The 18,690-nt window shown below is 54.7% G+C and carries 20 protein-coding genes, 2 pseudogenes and 1 other annotated feature; of the genes and pseudogenes, 15 read left to right on the plus strand and 7 right to left on the minus strand.

The features are described 5' to 3' along the window. The first annotated feature begins 84 nt into the window (after positions 1–84). The gene (locus PG722_RS07410; protein WP_117347818.1) at positions 85–1,380 is read left to right on the plus strand and encodes a tyrosine-type recombinase/integrase; all 1,296 of its coding nucleotides are present in this window, start codon (positions 85–87) and stop codon (positions 1,378–1,380) included. A 389-nt stretch (positions 1,381–1,769) separates the two neighbouring features. Here PG722_RS07410 and PG722_RS07415 read toward each other — a convergent pair whose 3' ends face one another. Then, positions 1,770–3,116, minus strand: a complete 1,347-nt coding sequence (locus tag PG722_RS07415) for a glucose-6-phosphate isomerase (RefSeq protein ID WP_270580134.1) — start codon at positions 3,114–3,116, stop codon at positions 1,770–1,772. 224 nt (positions 3,117–3,340) lie between these two features. Beyond that, positions 3,341–4,582: a serine hydroxymethyltransferase gene (glyA, locus tag PG722_RS07420; RefSeq protein ID WP_270580136.1), complete on the minus strand. Its 1,242-nt coding sequence runs from the start codon at positions 4,580–4,582 to the stop codon at positions 3,341–3,343. Between the two features lie 210 nt (positions 4,583–4,792). On the opposite strand from glyA, the gene nth reads away from it, so the two are divergent. The 9 genes and pseudogenes from nth (at position 4,793) to trpA (ending at position 10,988) form a co-directional block, all read left to right on the plus strand. Then, complete coding sequence (gene nth, locus PG722_RS07425; RefSeq protein WP_117492143.1) at positions 4,793–5,431, plus strand: endonuclease III; 639 nt, start codon at positions 4,793–4,795, stop codon at positions 5,429–5,431. Positions 5,432–5,518: 87 nt separating this feature from the next. Beyond that, positions 5,519–5,768 (plus strand) — a binding site (T-box leader). A 207-nt stretch (positions 5,769–5,975) separates the two neighbouring features. After that, positions 5,976–6,556 (plus strand): annotated as a pseudogene (locus PG722_RS14165) (hypothetical protein). Positions 6,557–6,569: 13 nt separating this feature from the next. Beyond that, the gene (locus PG722_RS14170) at positions 6,570–7,193 is read left to right on the plus strand and encodes an anthranilate synthase component I family protein (RefSeq protein ID WP_442867835.1); all 624 of its coding nucleotides are present in this window, start codon (positions 6,570–6,572) and stop codon (positions 7,191–7,193) included. Further along, positions 7,193–7,759 (plus strand): anthranilate synthase component II, encoded by a 567-nt coding sequence (locus PG722_RS07435; RefSeq protein ID WP_270580137.1) that lies wholly within the window; start codon positions 7,193–7,195, stop codon positions 7,757–7,759. The genes PG722_RS14170 and PG722_RS07435 overlap by 1 nt, the downstream gene beginning before the upstream one ends. A gap of 158 nt (positions 7,760–7,917) precedes the next feature. Continuing rightward, a pseudogene (locus PG722_RS14175) lies at positions 7,918–7,983 on the plus strand (hypothetical protein); the annotation flags it as partial. An 86-nt stretch (positions 7,984–8,069) separates the two neighbouring features. Beyond that, positions 8,070–8,288, plus strand: a complete 219-nt coding sequence (locus tag PG722_RS14180) for a hypothetical protein (RefSeq protein ID WP_442867836.1) — start codon at positions 8,070–8,072, stop codon at positions 8,286–8,288. Next, entirely contained in the window at positions 8,285–8,896 is a 612-nt protein-coding gene (locus PG722_RS07445) for a phosphoribosylanthranilate isomerase (RefSeq protein ID WP_270580139.1), read from the plus strand. The genes PG722_RS14180 and PG722_RS07445 overlap by 4 nt, the downstream gene beginning before the upstream one ends. Then, on the plus strand, positions 8,893–10,077 hold the full coding sequence (gene trpB / locus PG722_RS07450) for a tryptophan synthase subunit beta (protein WP_270580140.1): 1,185 nt from the start codon (positions 8,893–8,895) through the stop codon (positions 10,075–10,077). Before PG722_RS07445 ends, trpB begins: the two co-directional genes overlap by 4 nt. 131 nt (positions 10,078–10,208) lie before the next feature. Beyond that, entirely contained in the window at positions 10,209–10,988 is a 780-nt protein-coding gene (trpA, locus tag PG722_RS07455) for a tryptophan synthase subunit alpha (protein ID WP_117752158.1), read from the plus strand. Positions 10,989–11,216: 228 nt separating this feature from the next. Here trpA and rbr read toward each other — a convergent pair whose 3' ends face one another. From rbr to PG722_RS07475, 4 genes are all read right to left on the minus strand, one after another. Beyond that, the gene (rbr, locus tag PG722_RS07460) at positions 11,217–11,756 is read right to left on the minus strand and encodes a rubrerythrin (RefSeq protein WP_117492127.1); all 540 of its coding nucleotides are present in this window, start codon (positions 11,754–11,756) and stop codon (positions 11,217–11,219) included. A 72-nt stretch (positions 11,757–11,828) separates the two neighbouring features. Beyond that, the gene (locus tag PG722_RS07465) at positions 11,829–12,212 is read right to left on the minus strand and encodes a Fur family transcriptional regulator (RefSeq protein WP_270580141.1); all 384 of its coding nucleotides are present in this window, start codon (positions 12,210–12,212) and stop codon (positions 11,829–11,831) included. Between the two features lie 347 nt (positions 12,213–12,559). Then, positions 12,560–13,213 (minus strand): PAQR family membrane homeostasis protein TrhA, encoded by a 654-nt coding sequence (gene trhA / locus PG722_RS07470; protein WP_118668024.1) that lies wholly within the window; start codon positions 13,211–13,213, stop codon positions 12,560–12,562. A gap of 147 nt (positions 13,214–13,360) precedes the next feature. Then, entirely contained in the window at positions 13,361–14,326 is a 966-nt protein-coding gene (locus tag PG722_RS07475) for a polysaccharide deacetylase family protein (protein WP_270580142.1), read from the minus strand. Between the two features lie 359 nt (positions 14,327–14,685). Between PG722_RS07475 and PG722_RS07480 the strand changes: the two genes are divergently transcribed. Genes PG722_RS07480 through thiE form a run of 5 tightly spaced genes read left to right on the plus strand, consistent with a single transcriptional unit; the run spans position 14,686 to position 17,650 of the window. After that, a complete protein-coding gene (locus PG722_RS07480) occupies positions 14,686–15,216 on the plus strand; it encodes a DUF1836 domain-containing protein (RefSeq protein ID WP_270580143.1) in 531 nt (176 codons plus the stop codon). Positions 15,217–15,221: 5 nt separating this feature from the next. Beyond that, the gene (locus PG722_RS07485) at positions 15,222–15,698 is read left to right on the plus strand and encodes a YbaK/EbsC family protein (protein WP_118478550.1); all 477 of its coding nucleotides are present in this window, start codon (positions 15,222–15,224) and stop codon (positions 15,696–15,698) included. After that, a complete protein-coding gene (locus PG722_RS07490) occupies positions 15,674–16,417 on the plus strand; it encodes a nitrilase-related carbon-nitrogen hydrolase (protein ID WP_270580150.1) in 744 nt (247 codons plus the stop codon). Before PG722_RS07485 ends, PG722_RS07490 begins: the two co-directional genes overlap by 25 nt. 33 nt (positions 16,418–16,450) lie before the next feature. After that, the gene (locus tag PG722_RS07495; protein WP_270580144.1) at positions 16,451–16,996 is read left to right on the plus strand and encodes a hypothetical protein; all 546 of its coding nucleotides are present in this window, start codon (positions 16,451–16,453) and stop codon (positions 16,994–16,996) included. Between the two features lie 21 nt (positions 16,997–17,017). Then, a complete protein-coding gene (gene thiE, locus PG722_RS07500) occupies positions 17,018–17,650 on the plus strand; it encodes a thiamine phosphate synthase (RefSeq protein ID WP_270580145.1) in 633 nt (210 codons plus the stop codon). Between the two features lie 44 nt (positions 17,651–17,694). Here the strand turns inward: thiE and PG722_RS07505 are convergent, their stop codons facing one another. After that, a complete protein-coding gene (locus PG722_RS07505) occupies positions 17,695–18,294 on the minus strand; it encodes a GerMN domain-containing protein (RefSeq protein ID WP_270580146.1) in 600 nt (199 codons plus the stop codon). Between the last annotated feature and the right edge of the window lie 396 nt (positions 18,295–18,690).

Genomic DNA, 18,690 nt, shown 5'->3' on the forward strand with positions numbered 1-18,690 from the left:
AGACAACCGGAGTTGTGATATACTTACACGCAAGAAGCATTTCAACAGTTCCGATTGTCTGATATCGAAAGGAGAAATACAATTATGGCAAAAGGATCTGTTAGAAAAAAAGGAAAAAAATGGTACTATCGCTTCTATGTAGAAGATGCAAGCGGTAAAATGGTTCAGAAAGAATATGCTGGAACCGAAAGTAAAAGTGAGACGGAAAAACTTCTCCGCAAAGCACTGGAAGATTACGAAAATAAGAAGTTTGTCGCAAAGGCAGACAGCCTTACGGTAGGAGAGCTTCTGGATATGTGGGCGGAAGAAGAACTGAAAACCGGGACACTCAGCAACGGCACAGTGGAAAATTATCTTGGTGCAATCCGCTGTATCAAAAAACACCCGATTGCAGACCGCAAACTGAAAACAGTTACTGCCGAACATTTACAGGCATTTCTTGATCTGCTTACATTCGGTGGTGAGTTTCCAGACGGGAAAGTAAGAAAGGGATACAGCAAAGATTATATCCATTCTTTTTCCGCAGTGTTACAGCAGTCATTCCGTTTTGCAGTATTTCCAAAACAACTAATCAGTTTCAATCCGATGCAATATATCAAACTGAAACGACAGGCAGAGGAAGTTGACCTCTTTTCCGATGATGAAGTGGAAGAAGGCACACAACCGATTTCGCATGATGATTACGAGCAACTTATCAAGTATCTGGAAAAGAAAAACCCACCTGCCATTCTACCGATTCAGATTGCGTATTATGCCGGGCTCCGTATCGGAGAAACCTGTGGTCTTACATGGCAGGACATTAACCTTGAGGAACAATGCCTGACCATAAAACGCAGTATCCGCTACGACGGCATGAAACACAAAAACATTATTGGACCAACGAAGCGGAAAAAAGTTAGGATTGTTGATTTTGGCGATACCCTGACTGAAATACTGAAAGCTGCCAGAAAGGAACAACTCAAAAACCGGATGCAGTATGGCGAATTATATCACCGCAATTACTACAAAGAAGTTCATGTGAAAAACAGAGTCTATTATGAATACTATCACCTTGACGGAACGCAGGAAGTCCCGGCAGATTACAAAGAAATCTCCTTTGTCTGCTTAAGACCGGATGGCTCTTTGGAACTGCCGAGTACACTCAGCATTGTATGCAGATCAGTGTCAAAGAAACTGGAAGGATTTGAAGATTTCCATTTCCACCAGTTACGTCACACCTACACCAGCAATCTGCTTTCCAATGGGGCTGCACCGAAAGATGTACAGGAACTGTTAGGACACTCTGATGTCAGTACCACAATGAATATTTACGCTCACTCAACAAGAAAAGCAAAACGGGATTCCGCAAGACTTCTTGATAAAGTAGTGAGCAATGCTTAACTAAAAATTTCCCTTATTTCCCTTGCGGATTCCGCATAAGGGCAAAGATAAGGGAAAATACATATCATTTCACTATCTAAGAGGCTGTAAGCCTTGAAAAATAAGGAAAGTTCAGGAAATCTCTCCACAAATTCCGATTTTTATATTTGATTATAAAATAGATGTCTGCTGTTTGCAATGTATATTTATAAGCTCATTTCCCATAAGTACACAATTCTGAAAAGAGAGAATTCTTTTGTATCATACAATATTTTTGTGCTTCTTTTGAGGCATGAAAAGATGCCGAAGTTGTCTTCGGCATCTTTTTGGGTATCCAGTATCGGTTATGTGCGTGATTTAGTGAAATCACCGGAGTTATACCCCATCAACACAAAGGGGAAAAGGGACGATCAGTCTTCCAGCTTGACACGAGCCTCAAGGTACTTTCTCCGCTCCTCGAAACCCGATCTGCCCAGAAGTGCAAACATATTCTTCTTATAATCCTCAACACCCGGCTGATTGAACGGATTTACGCCGAGCAGGTAACCCGAAATGCCACAGGCCTTCTCGAAAAAGTAGACCAGATAGCCGAAATGCCAAGCATCCGTGCGGTCGATCTCAATGATGATATTCGGTGTGCCGCCGTCCATGTGGGCGATCAGCGTGCCCTCGTACGCCTTCTGGTTGACGTACTGCACGGTCTGACCTGCCAGATAATTCAGGCCGTCGATGTCCTCTTCGGTATGCTCGATGGTAATCTCGGAGCGCGGCTCCTTGACCCACAGCACGGTCTCGAACATGATGCGCGAGCCGTCCTGAATGAACTGACCGATGGAATGAAGGTCGGTGGAGAAATTCGCTGAGGTGACGAACAGACCCTTATGGTCCTTGCCCTCGGACTCATCGAACAGCTGCTTGAGCCATTCGCCGAGCATGACGAGCGACGGCTCGTAATTTACCATGATCTCCATGGATTTGCCCTTGAACAGCAGCAGATTGCGCAGTGCCGCATAGCGCGCGCAGTCGTGCAAGGAGCCCTGAGAATAGTTCTCGCGGGCGGCGGCAGCGCCTGCCATCACCGCGTCAATGTCCAGACCGGCTGCAGCCATCGGCAGCAGACCGACCGGCGTGAGCACCGAGAAACGGCCGCCGATGTTATCCGGCACAATAAAGGTCTCGTAGCCCTCGTCATCCGCCAGCTTTTTGAGCGCGCCGCGCTCCTTATCCGTCGTGGCGAAGATGCGCTCCTTGGCGCCCTCGCGGCCGTAGCGCTGCTCGCACAGCTTTTTCAGCTCGCGGAAGGCGATGGCAGGCTCGGTGGTCGTGCCCGACTTCGAGATGACGTTGATGCAGAAGTCGCGGTCACCGATCATCTTGATAATGTCGTTCAAGTAGGACGACGAAATGTTGTTGCCGGCAAAGTACACCTCCGGAATGCCCTCTGGGCGGGTCTGGTTGTAGAACTGACCGTTTACGAACTCGATGGCTGCCCGTGCCCCTAAATACGAGCCGCCGATGCCGATGACGATCAGCACATCGCAAGTCTGCTGAATCTTCTTTGCTGCCTGCTTGATGCGCGCAAACTCGTCCCGGTCGTAATCCACCGGCAGATTCAGCCAGCCGAGAAAATCGTTTCCGGCGCCGGTGCCGTTCACGAGCGTGTCCTGTGCTGCTGCAACCTGCGCGGTGTAGTCCGCAATCTCAGCCTCGGTCCGGACAAAGCGCCGGAGACCGGTCAGTTTCAGTTTAATTCCCATTACTGCATTTCCCCTTTTGTTATTTCCTCCAAGCCATTTGGCGGGATTTGCTTTCCCTCTTGTATCTAAGTATAGCATACTGGCGGGAAAAGGCAAGCGCTTTGTTCAAATCTTACAAAAACTTTATCTGCTCGACTGTTTATGACAGGTGATTTTGCATTATGCAAACCGAACAAAGCCAATCAAAAAAGCCGACTCCCATAGTAGGGAATCGGCAAATATTGTTAGTAAATTGGAAAATTTACGCAGATATCGCGTACATTCCGTCGGATATCGTTCGCCTTGTTGTCGAAATCGGTTGCGGCCTGCCAGATGAACTCGGCAATGCGGAGCATCTCCGGCGCACCGAAGCCGCGGGTGGTGACAGCGGGCGTGCCGATGCGCATGCCCGAGGTAACGAACGGACTTTCCGGGTCGTTCGGAATGGCATTCTTGTTGGCGGTGATGTACACCTCGTCCAGACGGCGCTGCAGTTCCTTGCCGGTCACGCCGGTCTTTCGCAGGTCAATGAGCATCAGGTGGTTGTCCGTGCCGCCGCCGACCAGATCGAAGCCCTGCTTCCGGAGTGCGTCCGCGAGCACGCGGGCATTGGTGACAACATTCTGCTGATATGCCTTGAACTCCGGCCTGAGTGCCTCACCGAAGCAGACCGCCTTTGCGGCGATGACATGCTCGAGCGGGCCGCCCTGTGTGCCGGGGAAGATGGCCTTGTTAAACTTCTTCGCCAGTTCCTCATCGTTCGTCAGGATGACGCCGCCGCGCGGACCGCGCAGCGTCTTGTGCGTCGTGGTGGTGACGACATCCGCGTAGGGGACCGGGCTCTGGTGCAGACCGGCAGCTACCAGACCGGCAATGTGCGCCATGTCAACGAACAGGTACGCGCCGACCTCGTGTGCGATCTCGGCGAATTTTGCAAAGTCGATGGCGCGCGGATACGCGGACGCACCGGCGATGATCATCTTCGGCTGTTCCTTTTTTGCAAGGGCACGGAGCGCATCATAGTCAATGAGACCGTTCTCATCCACGCCGTAGGGCACGATGTTGTACAACAGGCCGGACTGATTGACCGGCGAACCGTGGGTCAGGTGACCGCCGTTGTCCAGGCTCATGCCGAGCACGGTATCACCCGGCTTGCACAGCGCCTGATAGACCGCCATGTTCGCCTGCGCGCCCGAGTGCGGCTGTACGTTTGCGTATTTCGCGCCGAACAGCTGGCACACGCGGTGGATGGCGAGGTTTTCCACCTCATCGACGCATTCGCAGCCGCCGTAGTAGCGCTTGCCGGGATAGCCTTCGGCGTACTTGTTGGTCAGCACGCTGCCCATTGCCGCCATAACAGCCTCGCTGACGATGTTTTCCGAGGCGATCAACTCAATGTTGCGCGCCTGTCGTTTGTATTCCGCTTCGATCATACGTCCGAGTTCGGGGTCGAACGCCGTCACGAAGTCCATTGCTTGACGAACCATGATACAGCCTCCTGCGGGATAAGAATTTACTATTATAATTAAACCACATTTTTCGCATGGAATCTATTGACAAACATCTGATTTTTGCGTTAACGCTTTAGCAGTTTATAGTGAAATTGTTACATTGTGCATTTTTGTGCAAATAGTTGCCCTTTTTTCGACGATATGCTACAATTATCGTAGGAAAACTTGTGGAGAGAGGATAACAAAATGACTAAGAAAGAACGTGCCGCCACCGTTACCGAGCTGTTGAAAACCGTCTATCCGGAGGCGGTCTGCGCCCTGCATTATACACACGATTATGAATTGCTGTTCGCCACCCGGCTTTCCGCGCAGTGCACGGACGCGCGCGTCAATATTGTGACGGAAAAATTATTCAAGCAGTTTCCGACCCTGCAGAGCTTCGCGGATGCGTCCGAGGAGGAGATTGCCGAGGCCATCAAGACCTGCGGCTTGTTCCGCACCAAAGCGCGCGACCTCAAGGCGTGCGCCATGATGCTCATCGCCAATTACGGCGGCAGGGTGCCGGATACCATGGAGGAGCTGCTCAAGCTCCCGGGCGTCGGCCGCAAGACCGCCAACCTCATCCTCGGGGATATTTTCGGCAAACCCGCCATTGTGTGCGATACGCACTGCATCCGGCTGTCCAACCGGCTGGGCTTCGTCAAGAACGAGAAGGACCCGGTCAAGGTGGAGAACGCCCTGAGAAAGCTGCTCGACCCGGCGGAGTCGTCCGATTTCTGCCACCGGCTGGTGCTGTTCGGCCGCGAGCACTGCACCGCCCGCAGCCCGAAGTGCGAGGGCTGTCCGCTCGGCGCGGTGTGCCCGTCGTATCCCATTGCGAAATAACATAGAGAAAAAGTAGGACTTTGAGAAAAAACGCAAAAAATCCACTTGACAAATTCTCACCGTGGGAATATACTGAACTCAGAAATTGCAAAACCGCAGAACAAGAGTGAGTAAGAGCGAGACCGCGCTTTCAGAGAGCTTTCCGGTGGTGTGAGGAAAGCAGCAGAGGACGTTACTGAATGGACTTGTGAGGGCAGCCTCAAATCCGAAAGGAGAGTATGGCTGACGGGATTCCCGCCGTTATCAAGGGAGCGTGTGTGTTTGCACACGACAGAGTGGACGTTTTTGTACGTCAATTTGGGTGGTACCGCAGAAGTAACAGGCTTTTGTCCCATGATACATTTGTATCGTGAGACAAGAGCCTTTTTTTATTGCGTCTACGACGCTCGCACGAACCCAAGAGATAAAACACGATGAATACGGTTTTTACCGCGCTTGTTATGCAGATGGAGGAAACACAATGATTACGCCAAGCTGTGATGAGATTTTAGAACTCGCGAAGGAGTATACGACCATTCCGGTCTGCCGCGAGATCTACGCCGATATGACAACGCTGATTTCGCTGCTGCGCCGCCTGCAGACGCGCTCCGACCGCTTTTTCCTGCTGGAGAGCGTGGAGGGCGGCGAAAAATGGGCGCGCTATTCCTTCCTCGGCTATGACCCGATCCTGCGTGCAACCTGCAAAACCGGCACGGTAACGCTCGAGGGTACGGTCAACAAGACGGTCAAGACCGATAAGCCGCTCACCGTGCTCCGCGGCTTGAGGGGCAGCCGCCGTTCACGGGCGGTTTCGTCGGCTACTTCGCGTATGCCATGCTCGGCTACGCCGAGCCGACCCTCAATATCAAGCGCGGCGCATGGGATGATTTCGACCTGATGCTGTTCGACAAGGTCATCGCGTACGACCACCTCAAGCAGAAGATCGTGCTCGTGGTCAACATGAAGACCGACAGCGTGATGGAGAATTACGGCAAGGCGTGTGCGGCGCTCGAGGGCATGGCGGCGCTGATCAACGACCAGACCCCGCTTCCGCCGCTCAAGGCAACCGGCAGGCCGAGCTTCACCTGCAACGTCACCGAGGCGCAGTACGCCGATATTGTAGAGAAAACCCGCGAATACATCTGATGGGGACGAGATCATGTGTTCCTCTCCGGAAACGCTCGTCCGACTGGATAACGGCCGCCTGACCACCTTTCCGGTTGCAGGCTCGCGTCCGCGCGGCAAAACGCCGGAGGAGGATGAGGCGCTCGAGAACGAGCTGCTTGCCGATGAGAAGGAGCTTTCCGAGCATAACATGCTGGTCGATCTCGGCAGAAATGACCTCGGCCGCGTGTCCAAGATCGGCACGGTCGAAGTCACCGATTACATGATGATACACCGGTATTCTAAAATCATGCATATCTGCTCTCAGGTCGAGGGCGACATTGACGAAAAGTACGACGCGTGCGACGCCATCGAAGCGGTGCTTCCGGCGGGCACCCTGTCCGGCGCACCCAAGATCCGCGCCTGCGAGATCATCGAGGAGCAGGAGAGCGAGCCGCGCGGCGTGTACGGCGGTGCACTCGGCTATCTGGATTTCGCGGGCAATATGGATACCTGCATTGCCATCCGCATGGCTGCCAAGAAGAACGGCATCGTGACCGTGCAGGCCGGCGGCGGCATCGTCGCGGATTCCGTGCCGTATAACGAGTATATGGAAAGCGCAAACAAGGCAAAGGCAGTCATGAATGCCATCGAGCGTGCATCGGAGGTAGACGGATAATGATTCTCCTGATCGACAATTACGATTCTTTTTCCTATAACCTGTTTCAGCAGGCGGCGGCCATCCAGCCGGATATGCGCGTTGTCCGCAATGACGCGCTCACCGTCAGCGAAATCGAGGGACTGAATCCCTCACACATCATTCTTTCTCCGGGGCCCGGCTATCCGAAGGACGCGGGCATCTGCGAGGAAGTGGTAAGCAGACTCGGTGGCAGCATCCCGATCCTCGGCGTGTGCCTCGGCCATCAGGCCATCTGCGAGGCGTTCGGCGGCAAAATTGAGCACGCGCAGCAGCTTATGCACGGCAAGCAGAGCATCGTCGAGGTGGATACCGACGAGCCGCTGTTCAAGGGTCTGGCAAAGAAAATGATGGCAGCGCGCTATCAATCTCTGGTCGCCGCACCGGACAGTCTGCCGGAGTGTTTGAAAGTCATCTCCCGCGATGAAAGAGGAGAGATTATGGCTGTGCGGCATAAGACCATGCCGATTTACGGTGTGCAGTTTCATCCGGAATCCATTCTTACACCGCAGGGAACAACCATTATGAAAAACTTTCTGTCTATGTAAAATTTGACCAGAACGTAGGGCGGGCTGCCCTACGGAGAAGATATCAATTAGTAATGATATAATAGATGTAATAGAAAGGTCGATATATAATGATTCAGCTTGCAATTCACGAAGCGATCAACGGTCGTGATTTGGACTACACCATCGCTCGTGCAACAATGGAGGAAATGATGGACGGCACCGCGACCGACATCGAAATGGCAACCCTGCTGACGGCGCTCCGCATGAAGGGCGAAACCATCACCGAGATCACGGCCTGCGCCGAGGTCATGCGCGAAAGGGCGCGCACATTGAGCCGAAGGGCGCGGTCATGGACATTGTCGGTACCGGCGGTGACGAAGTCGGCTCGTTCAACATCTCCACGACCGCCGCGTTTGTGGCGGCGGCAGGCGGTGTGCCGGTTGCAAAGCACGGCAATCGGTCGGTTTCGTCCCAGTCGGGCGCAGACGCGGTTCTGGTAGGTGAGTACCTCATGCGTGCCGCAGACAAAAAACAGGCGCTTGACGCACTCCGGGAGGCCGCAAAGTGAAGCTGAAATTCTGCGGACTGACCCGCAAAGCAGATATTGAGGCTGCGAACGAAACAAAACCCGATTTCATCGGCTTTGTGTTCGCGGAGAGCCGCCGGCATGTGTCGGATTTAGACGCGGCGCGGCTCAAGGAGCACCTTGACCCGCACATCAAGGCGGTCGGCGTGTTCGTGAACGACGAACCGGAGCATATTGCCGCGCTCGTGCGCGATGAGGTTATCGACATTATCCAGCTGCACGGCGGCGAGAGCCTGCATTATATAGAGAAACTGCGAAAGCTGACGAACGCGCCCATTCTCTACGCCGTGCGCGTGGAAACGCACCGCGACATTGAGCAGGCGGACACCCTGCCGGTGGATTATCTGCTGCTGGATACCTATGTAAAGCACGCCTACGGCGGCAGCGGCAAGACGTTCGACTGGTCGCTGATAGGCGAGGTAAACCACCCGTATTTTCTCGCGGGCGGGCTGAATGAAAGTAACGTCCAAAAGGCCGTACAGACCGGCGCGTATGCGCTCGACCTGTCCAGCGGCATTGAAACGGACGATGTAAAGGATATTGACAAGATGCGCCGCGTATCGGCGCTTGTGAAAGGAGCAAACCAATGAGCAAGGGACGTTTTGGCGTACACGGCGGTCAGTACATGCCGGAAACGCTGATGAACGCGGTTATCGAGTTGGAGGAAGTCTACAACCACTATAAGAACAATCCAGAATTCAACGCAGAGCTGACCGAGCTGCTGAACAACTACGCAGGCCGTCCGTCGCGCCTGTACTTTGCGGAGCACATGACGAATGACCTCGGCGGTGCAAAGATCTACCTCAAACGCGAGGATTTGAACCACACGGGCGCTCATAAGATCAACAACGTGCTCGGTCAGGCGCTGCTGGCGAAAAAGATGGGCAAGACCCGTCTGATCGCGGAAACCGGCGCCGGTCAGCACGGCGTTGCGACTGCGACGGCCGCAGCCCTGATGGGCATGGAGTGCGTGGTGTTCATGGGCGTGGAGGACACCGAGCGGCAGGCGCTCAATGTATACCGTATGCGCCTGCTCGGCGCGGAGGTCATTCCGGTTTCGACCGGCACGGGCACGCTCAAGGATGCCTGCTCCGCCGCCTTCCGCGAGTGGACTTCCCGCATTGACGATACGCATTACTGCCTCGGCTCGTGCATGGGCCCGCACCCGTTCCCGACCATCGTGCGCGATTTCCAGTCGGTCATCTCCAAGGAGATCAAGGAGCAGATGCTCGAAAAGGAGGGCAAACTTCCGGATGTCGTGATGGCATGTGTCGGCGGCGGCTCGAACGCCATCGGCGCGTTCTACAACTTCATCGAGGATGAGGACGTGCGCCTGATCGGCTGTGAAGCCGCGGGCCGCGGTGTCAACACCGCAGAGACTGCCGCGACCATCGCTACTGGCCGTCTGGGCATTTTCCACGGCATGAAGAGCTATTTCTGCCAGGACGAATATGGTCAGATCGCACCGGTTTACTCCATCTCCGCCGGTCTGGATTACCCCGGCATCGGCCCGGAGCACGCTTACCTGCACGATATCGGCCGCGCGGAGTACGTTCCGGTCACCGATGATGAGGCGGTAAACGCATTCGAGTATCTCAGCCGTATCGAGGGTATCATTCCGGCGATCGAGTCTGCACACGCTGTCGCGCACGCGATGAAGCTTGCGCCGACCATGCGTAAGGACCAGACCATCGTTATCAATATCTCCGGCCGCGGCGATAAGGACTGCGCGGCGATCGCACGCTACCGCGGCGAGGATATTCATGAGTGATTAGGAAATTTATGCATCGTTTTTGAATATATGCCGTAGGGCGCGACGACTCGGCGCGCCATGCAGGCCGTATGCACATCGTTACCATCGGCGTGCCGAGGTCGTCACGCCCTACGAAAAAGGAGTAAGCTATGAGCAAGATAAAATCTGCCTTCCAGAGCGGCAAGGCTTTCATTCCCTTTGTAACCTGCGGTGACCCATCTCTGGACGTCACTGAGCAGATCGTATACGCGATGGCGGACGCGGGCGCGGACCTCATCGAGCTGGGTATTCCGTTCTCAGACCCGACCGCTGAGGGTCCGGTCATTCAGGAGGCGAACGTGCGTGCGCTGTCTGCGGGCACGACCACCGACAAGATCTTCGACATGGTGCGCCGTATCCGCCAGAAAACCGACATTCCGATGGTATTTATGACTTACGCGAACGTGGTGTACTCGTACGGCTCGGAGCGTTTCATCCGCACTGCCGCTGAGATCGGCATGGACGGTCTCATTCTGCCGGACGTACCGTTCGAGGAAAAGGCCGAGTTTGACCCGCTGTGCCGCCAGTACGGACTCGATCTTGTGTCGCTCATCGCGCCGACCTCGCACGACCGCATCCGCATGATCGCAAAGGAAGCCTCCGGCTTCGTGTACTGCGTGTCCTCGCTCGGCGTTACCGGCGTGCGCTCGAACATCACCACCGACATCGGCGCAATGGTGAAGCTGGTCAAGGAGACACAGGATATTCCGTGCGCGGTTGGCTTCGGCATTTCCACGCCCGAGCAGGCCGCTAGGATGGCCGCCCAGTCGGACGGCGCGATCGTCGGCTCGGCAATCGTTAAGATTTGCGCGAAGTACGGCAAGGACTGTGTGCCGCACATTAAGGAGTACGTTTGCAGCATGAAAGCTGCGGTACAGTCTGCAAACTGAGAATCTAAATGAATAATAAAAAGCGGGAGAAACAATCGTTTCGTCCCGCTTTTTTGGCGCACCGCAGTGCGCTGTAAAATTCTCTAAAAAAGGCCAGCTCTGCCGGCCTTTTTTACCACTGCTTCGGGACGTGTGTCCCGAACCGCCTTTGCCGTGCAAAGGTGAGGGGGATATCCCCAACGGTTTCCTTGGGAACCGTTGGGGTATCTAAGGGGGACAGCGTCCCCCTTAGAAATTTTGAGCCTTGAGTTCAAAGTAGGCTTTAGGATGCGCACAAACCGGGCAGACCTCCGGCGCCTGTCTGCCGACAACGATATGTCCGCAGTTGGAGCACTGCCATACGCAGTCGCCGTCGCGGGAAAAGACCAGCTTGTCCTCGACATTCTTGAGCAGCCTGCGGTAGCGTTCCTCGTGCTCCTTCTCGATTGCGCCGACCATCTCGAACAGGTCCGCGATGTGGTCGAAGCCCTCCTCACGCGCCTCTTTGGCGAAGGTGGCGTACATGTCGGTCCACTCGTAGTTTTCGCCCTCTGCGGCAGCCTTGAGGTTGGCTGCGGTGTCATCAATGCCGCCGTTGAGCAGCTTGAACCAGATTTTCGCGTGCTCCTTCTCGTTTGCAGCGGTCTCCTCGAAGATTTTCGCAATCTGCACATAGCCGTCCTTTTTCGCCTTGGAGGCAAAGAACGTGTACTTATTGCGCGCCATGGATTCGCCTGCGAATGCGGTCTGCAGGTTTGCTTCGGTGCGGGTGCCCTTGAGTTCTGCCATAATAGTTATCCTTTCTCCGTTTTTCCTATTCTTCCTGTCTCTTTTGACGGTCAGACCGTTCTGACTGCTCTTTTAGTCTTTCCTGCAAGCGCTGCAAATACCCTCGAACAGAATTTCGTACCGATGCAGCTCCACGCCGGAGGAATCCTCCGCGCGGTCGATGAGATCGGTGACAGGCGGCATAAATACATCAAAAACGCCGCCGCACTTGGTACACCGCACATGATAATGCGGCTTGATGTTGAAATCAAAGTGATCGGCACCGGTCGGCACAGGCACGCGCAAAATCTCGCCCTGAGCGGCCAGCTGGTTCAGATTGCGGTAAACCGTGGCCTTGCTGATGGTCGGGTGCTGCGCCGCGATAAAGGCATAAATCGCATCCGCGGTAGGGTGGTTGTGCATCTGATTCACTGCCTGCAATACAATCTGACGCTGAATGGTGTTTCTGGTCTGCATAAAATGCACCTCCTTTATTAGTATTACTTCTTAATTAAGAGTATATTGTAAATTTATATTTTTGTCAATCGGTAAGAAGTACTTTTTTGAATAATATATGGGAGGAGATTTTGAAAAGGTTGCAGGCGATACGGAGAGTAATATAAACCGGGGAATGGAGATGGCAGTATGAATCGAACGGAGTTAGAAAATATATACGGAATAATTATGGTACAGAGCCGGATTATCCGTGGATAAAGTATCCGAATTATGGAGTGTTCCGCCATAGCAGTAATCAAAATGGTTTGCCGGGTGCGGATGAAAACAAAAACGAGCCGTGAATCACATGAGGATTCACGGCTCGTTTGTTAGAGAACATATAGAAACACCATCAGATAATGACAAACGCTGCCGACGATTACGAACAGATGAAACAGCTCATGAAACCCGATCATTTTACCTAAATTCGGCTTTTTGGCGATATAGATTACGCCGCCGACCGTATACGACAGACCTCCGGCAGCCAGCAGGGCAATGGCAGGCGCAGGCATGGACAGCACAACCCCGAAATCAAACGCAATCGCCCAGCCGAGCGCGAGGTACAGCGCGGTGCCGATGAGACGCGGCGCGTCAATCCACAGCAGCTTGATGGCAATGCCGGTCAGCGCAATCAGCCAGATCACGCCGAGAAAGACATAGCTGCGCGGCGCAGGCATGAATTTGAGAATAATCGGCGTATAGCTGCCCGCGATCAGCACATAGATCATGCTGTGGTCGAGCTTTTTCAGCCGCCGCAGGACGGCTTCGCCGCGGCCGGAGAAATGGTACACGCTGCTTGCGGAGTACAGCGCGATCAGCGACAGGCAGAACACCACGGCAGCCGCCGCAAGCGAGCCGGTGACGGACGGATCGAACAGCAGCCGCACGAGCAGCACGAACAGTCCGGCGCCGCTGAGCACTGCACCGATGAAATGAGAGTAACTGGAAAACGGCTCGCGGGCCTTGAGAAATGCACGAGGCATACAAACTCCTCCTTTTTGCTATGTAGAGTTGAAAACTATATCATGTCTGTTATGATACCATATTTTTCGGAAATTGCAAGTGCTTTCTCCAAATTGTCACCATGAAAAAAGCACCGTCTTTGTTAATCAAAGACAGTGCTTGGAAAATCAGGTATACGATTTCGGAATCTTTATGGTTCTCTCCTGTGCGGGAAGGTGCCGGGCGACTTCCTGCCGGATTTTCTCATTCTTGATCATGGTCGGCATGTGCGCCCGCACGGTAATATCGTGCGAGGCATTCGGGTTCGCCGGAAGAATATCGCTCAGTTTGGTGTCCATCGTGATGCGGTAACGCGGCAGATCGGTCAATCCGCGCCGGATAGACGCCGTTCCGGTGTTGGTCAGTACGCTGACCTGAATACCGTTTTTCTGCAGCAGCGGCTGCATCCACGCATCGCGCGCGCCGAACGGATATGCGAAAAACAGCACGTTTTTCTGGTTGGTATTTTGCGTGATGAGGTCGATGCTCTGCTTGAGGTCCTCGCCGACGCGCTTGTTATACGCCGTCTGCGATTCGCCCTTCAGTCGCTGGATGCCGTTGATGCCGTCCGGTGCGGTCAGTCCGCCGTACTGCGGGTTGTGCAGGTTGTAGGTGTGAGAGGCCAGCTCCACCAGACCGCTGTCAGCCATTTCGGCTGCCTCGTCCCACTTGAGGAAAAAGCGGTTCGCTTCCGTGTTGTCGTTTGCGCGGATGCTTTTGCCGATCAGCGCAATGACGGCCTTCATGCCGGTTTTCTGCAGAATCGGGTACGCAATATCGTAATTGGAGCGATAACCGTCGTCAAAAGTGATCATGACCGGCCGCTCGGGCATGGGCTCCCTTCCGGCTCGGATGTCGATCAAATCCGCCGAGAGCAGCGGCGTGTAGCCGTTGTATTCCAGATATTCCATGTCCTCCTGAAACCGCTCGCCGGTGATGGTCATGCTCGTCACGGCGGACGGGTCGTTCGTCAGGTTGTGATACATCAGAATCGGAACCTTCGAGGCAGTATTTGCCGCGCTGCAGCTGATACAGGATACAAAAAATGCACCTGTCAGTCCGAAAAGGACCAGGCGTTGCCAGAATTTTTTCATATGTAAGCCTCCTACCGCTTATTGTTCGTTCAGTATATCATATTACAGTGGATTTGTCGAGCGGTATAACTCTTGCGTGAAGCGCGCAAAAGGCTTATAATAATAGCATTGCAGGCCGCACGGGCAGACGAAAAATTGCGTGTTTCCGTTCGGTACTGTAGTTGCAAGGTAACACCGCATAATTGAACAAGAGCGATTTACGAGTAAATTTTGCGTTCTGACGAGGCGTGAGTTTGCGGTAATACTTGATGTATTACCGTGAACTCACAACGAAGTCAGGGTACAAAATTTCCGTAAAGCGCCGTAGCTTTAATTGTGCGGTGTTGCCTCGATATTTTGTAAAAGATGAGGTGAACGCCATGCCGCGGCTGGAGAAAACCATAGAAGCGGTCTTTGCCGACCGCGATATCATGCCCGACGAGGTGCCGCAGCTTGACCTGTATATGGATCAGGTGCTGACGCTGTTCGATCAGTGCTTATCGGGCAGCAAGCGCACGCCGGAGGACAAGCTGCTGACAAAAACCATGGTCAACAACTACGTCAAGGAAGGGCTTATGACGCCGGTGAAGGGCAAAAAATACACGCGCCAGCAGATCATGCAGCTGCTCTGCGTATACCATTTGAAGCAGACGCTGCGCTTAACCGATGTGAAGGCGCTGACCGGTCGGAACGATGTGGACTTTGCGGCGTGCTACGAGCATCTGCTCGCGGACAAGAAGCGCATGCGCGAAGCTATTCCGCCGCTGCTGACCTCCCAGCTGCCCGAGACGCCGGATGACCCGGAGGAGCGGCTGTGCACATGCCTTGCGCTCAGCGAAATTGCAAATTATTTACGTCGGCTGTGCGAAAGCATGATCGACGATATCCCGCAGCAGACAGAAGGAGATTGAGACCCATGTCCATCGAAAAAGCAAAAGCGTATCTGCGTCAGTTCGGTGCAGAGGATCGCGTGATCGAATTCCCGGTGTCCAGCGCGACCGTGGAGCTGGCCGCCGAAGCTGCCCACTGCGAACCGGCACGCATCGCAAAAACGCTGTCGTTCCGCACGAATGACGGCGTGATCCTCATCGTTGCGGCAGGCGACACCAAGATCGACAACCCGAAGTACAAGGCGCGGTTCGGCTGCAAGGCGCGGATGCTCGCGTTTGAGGAGGTCGAGCCGGAGATCGGTCATGCGGTCGGCGGCGTGTGCCCGTTCGGTGTGAATGGCGGCGTGACGGTCTATCTCGATGAATCGCTCCGACGGTTCGAGACGGTATTCCCGGCGTGCGGCTCGTCCAACTCAGCCATCGAGGTCACCATCCCGGAACTGGAGAAATTCTCCGGTTTCAAGGCATGGGTGGACATATGCAAGGGCTGGAGAGAGGCGTGAGCACGGTTGCCATCGGGCAGTTCAGCGCCAGAGAGGACAAAACTGCCAATCTTAGGGAAATAGAACGCCTTGCACAAACAGCAGCGGAAAATGGAGCAAAAATGCTACTTTTGCCGGAATACAGCATGTGTTGCGCAAAAGTGAACGCACGGTCGAAAAATATCGAGGCCGCAGAGCCGTGTGACGGCGCGTTCATTATTGCGCTCGGTGAGCTTTGCCGGAGATACGGCCTGTGGATTGCCGCAGGCATGTACGAGCGCGCGGACGGTCTGCCGTACAACACGATTGCGGTTCTTGACGACCGCGGCCGCCTGCGCGGAACACACCGCAAGAACCGTTTGTACGATGCCTTCGGCTATCGGGAATCCGATGAGTGCCGGGCAGGGGATAAGCCGTTTTCGCCCATCGAGACACCTGTCGGAAAACTGGGCATCATTACCTGTTTCGAGCTTCGGTTTCCGGCGCTTGCCGCCGAGCAGAAGGCGCGCGGTGCCGAGACGCTGTTCGTTCCGGCGGGCTGGGTGCAGGGCGAGAACAAGCTGCTGCACTGGCGCACCCTGCTGTGCGCGCGAGCCATCGAGAACGGTCTGACCGTGCTGGGTGCAGACCAGTATGCGCCCGGAAAATTTGTCGGGCACAGCATGGCGTTTCAGCCGGACGGCACCGCGCTCGGTGAACTCGGGGAAGAACAGGATTTGCTTATCGTGAAAATAAATTGATGAAAATTAACATGCGCTAAAAGGGGAGAGCGAATGAAGGCTGCCAAATGCTTTATCATCTGTGAAATCGTTTGCTTTGTCGGTCTGGCGCTGTCGTATATTGGTTACGCCAGTCAGTCATTAGAAGCATTGAGCAGGTATTTTGTGCCGGGCGTGTTTCTGTTCAGCCTGCTGATTCTGCTGCTTTCCGTCTGCAATCTGATTGCGGCAGCGCGTGTGAAGAAACGGCTGAACGACCCTGCAATTCGTTCAGCAATCTGGAAATTGGTTGTGGCCATGAAGCTGATTGCCATTCCGATGTTTCTTGTAAATTTCCTCTACGGCATGATTTACGGCGTATTTTCGGTGATTTTTGTGTTTACCGCACCAATCGTGCTGATGGAAATTTTGGTTGCCTGGTTCGCCATGATGGCCTCGTCCGGCTACTGCATTGCGCTCATCCTGTACGCGCGCAGGCAGGGTGCAATCGGCACGGGAACCGCAGTCCGGCAGGTCATTTCCCAATTTATTTACGTTGTTGATGTCATTAGCCTGTTTTTCATTCGTAAGACGGTAAAAGAATGCGAAACGGCACAATAAGTTAAAAAAAGGAGTATCATCATGCAGTTTGATCCTACATTGTATGTCATTACGGACAGCACCTACCACACGACCGAGACCCTGCTCCACGCGGTGGACGAGGCGTGCAGGGGCGGTGCAACGCTCATTCAGCTCCGCGAGAAGGACACCGGCGGACGCAGCTACCTTGAGCTGGCGCAGCAGGTCAAGTCTATCACCGACCGCTACAGCGTGCCGCTCATCATCGACGACCGCGTGGACGTTGCCATTGCCTGCGATGCGGCCGGCGTGCACGTCGGCGCGAGCGACCTGCCGGTGGCGGTCTGCCGCAGGCTGCTCGGCCCGGATAAGATCGTCGGCGCGACTGCCAAGACGGTCGAAGCGGCCGTTGCCGCGTACAACGACGGCGCGGATTACCTCGGCACCGGCGCCATTTACCCGACGACCACCCACGTTACCACCAAGGTTACGCCGGTCTCCGTGCTGAACGATGTGTGCCGCGCGGTCCCGATTCCGGTGGTTGCCATCGGCGGCCTGAACGCGGATAACATGGACGTGCTGGCCGACAGTCCCATCAAGGGCATCGCCGTGGTCTCTGCCGTCATGAAGGCGGACGATCCGTGCGCGGCTGCCGCGCATATCAAGGAAAAGTTCCTGAAAATGATGAACAAGTAAGAAAAAGCTCCGAAACAGGCGTTTCGGAGCTTTTCTTTTGCGGGTCAGTTGTTTGGCTCGATCGCGTAATCGTAGACCTCGTGTCCGCTTTCGAGCACCTTGCCGTCCACGGTGATGAGCACTGCGGTTGCGCCGCGCGCCTGCGCGAACGTGTTGACCAGTGCGTAGATCTTGAGCGTTTCACCGGCGGTGCCGGAGGCGCGGATCGCCTCGCCGAAGGCGGCATTCATGTCGAGCGTGAGCGTGCCGTTCTCGAGTGACGAGGACTGCACCTTGACGCCCTCGGGCAGAGAGCCTGCGGCGATGAGCGCATCTACGAGCGACTGGTCGGAGTCGTCCTTCGCGTCTGCGCCGGTCGGCGTGAGTGTTTCGCCCTGTTCATCCGGAACGTAGATCGTGACCGACTCCGTGCCGCTCGGATTGGGGTTTTCCGGCTGTACGGCAGGTTCATTTGTCTTGGAATCGGACGGTTTGCCGGAATTTCTGTCGTCCGGCGTTTCCGGCGTGGTCGGGTTCTCCGGCTTGGTAACAGCAGGCTTTTCCGGCTCATCGGCGGGCTTGCTGCGGACATATCCATATACACAGGCTGCGGCGACTACTGCAATGATCGCAATTACGGCTATAATAACTTTTGAGCGTTTCATTGTAAACGCCTCCTTTCTCTTACAAGCTTATTGTACCAAGCCAGACGGGAAAATACAAGGGATATACCGTTAACAAACAGCGGCCTTTTTTCAGCACCGGCTGAGCGGGGAACACGAACTGCCGCAGGCGTGTTCGCCCCTGATGGGCGGGGAGTTTTCGCTGAACCTCAGCGGGGAGTTGCGCTCTGCGGAGCGCGGGGATTCGCCGCGCCCCGCGGCGGGGCAAGAGGGTAGACACCAAGGTTTCTACCCTCTTAACTCCCACTTCCTTTGGGGAGAGTCTGGCGCAGATTGCCGACATGTGACCGCTGCGAAAAGGGGAACGGCAGAGGATTTTTTCTACCGTATCTTTCGCAACCTGTTCGCAGCGTCAGATAAATTACTGCTACACATGTG

The sequence above is a fragment of the Butyricicoccus sp. OF27-2pH9A genome, assembly GCF_027693185.1.
Lineage (GTDB): Bacteria > Bacillota > Clostridia > Oscillospirales > Butyricicoccaceae > Agathobaculum > Agathobaculum butyriciproducens.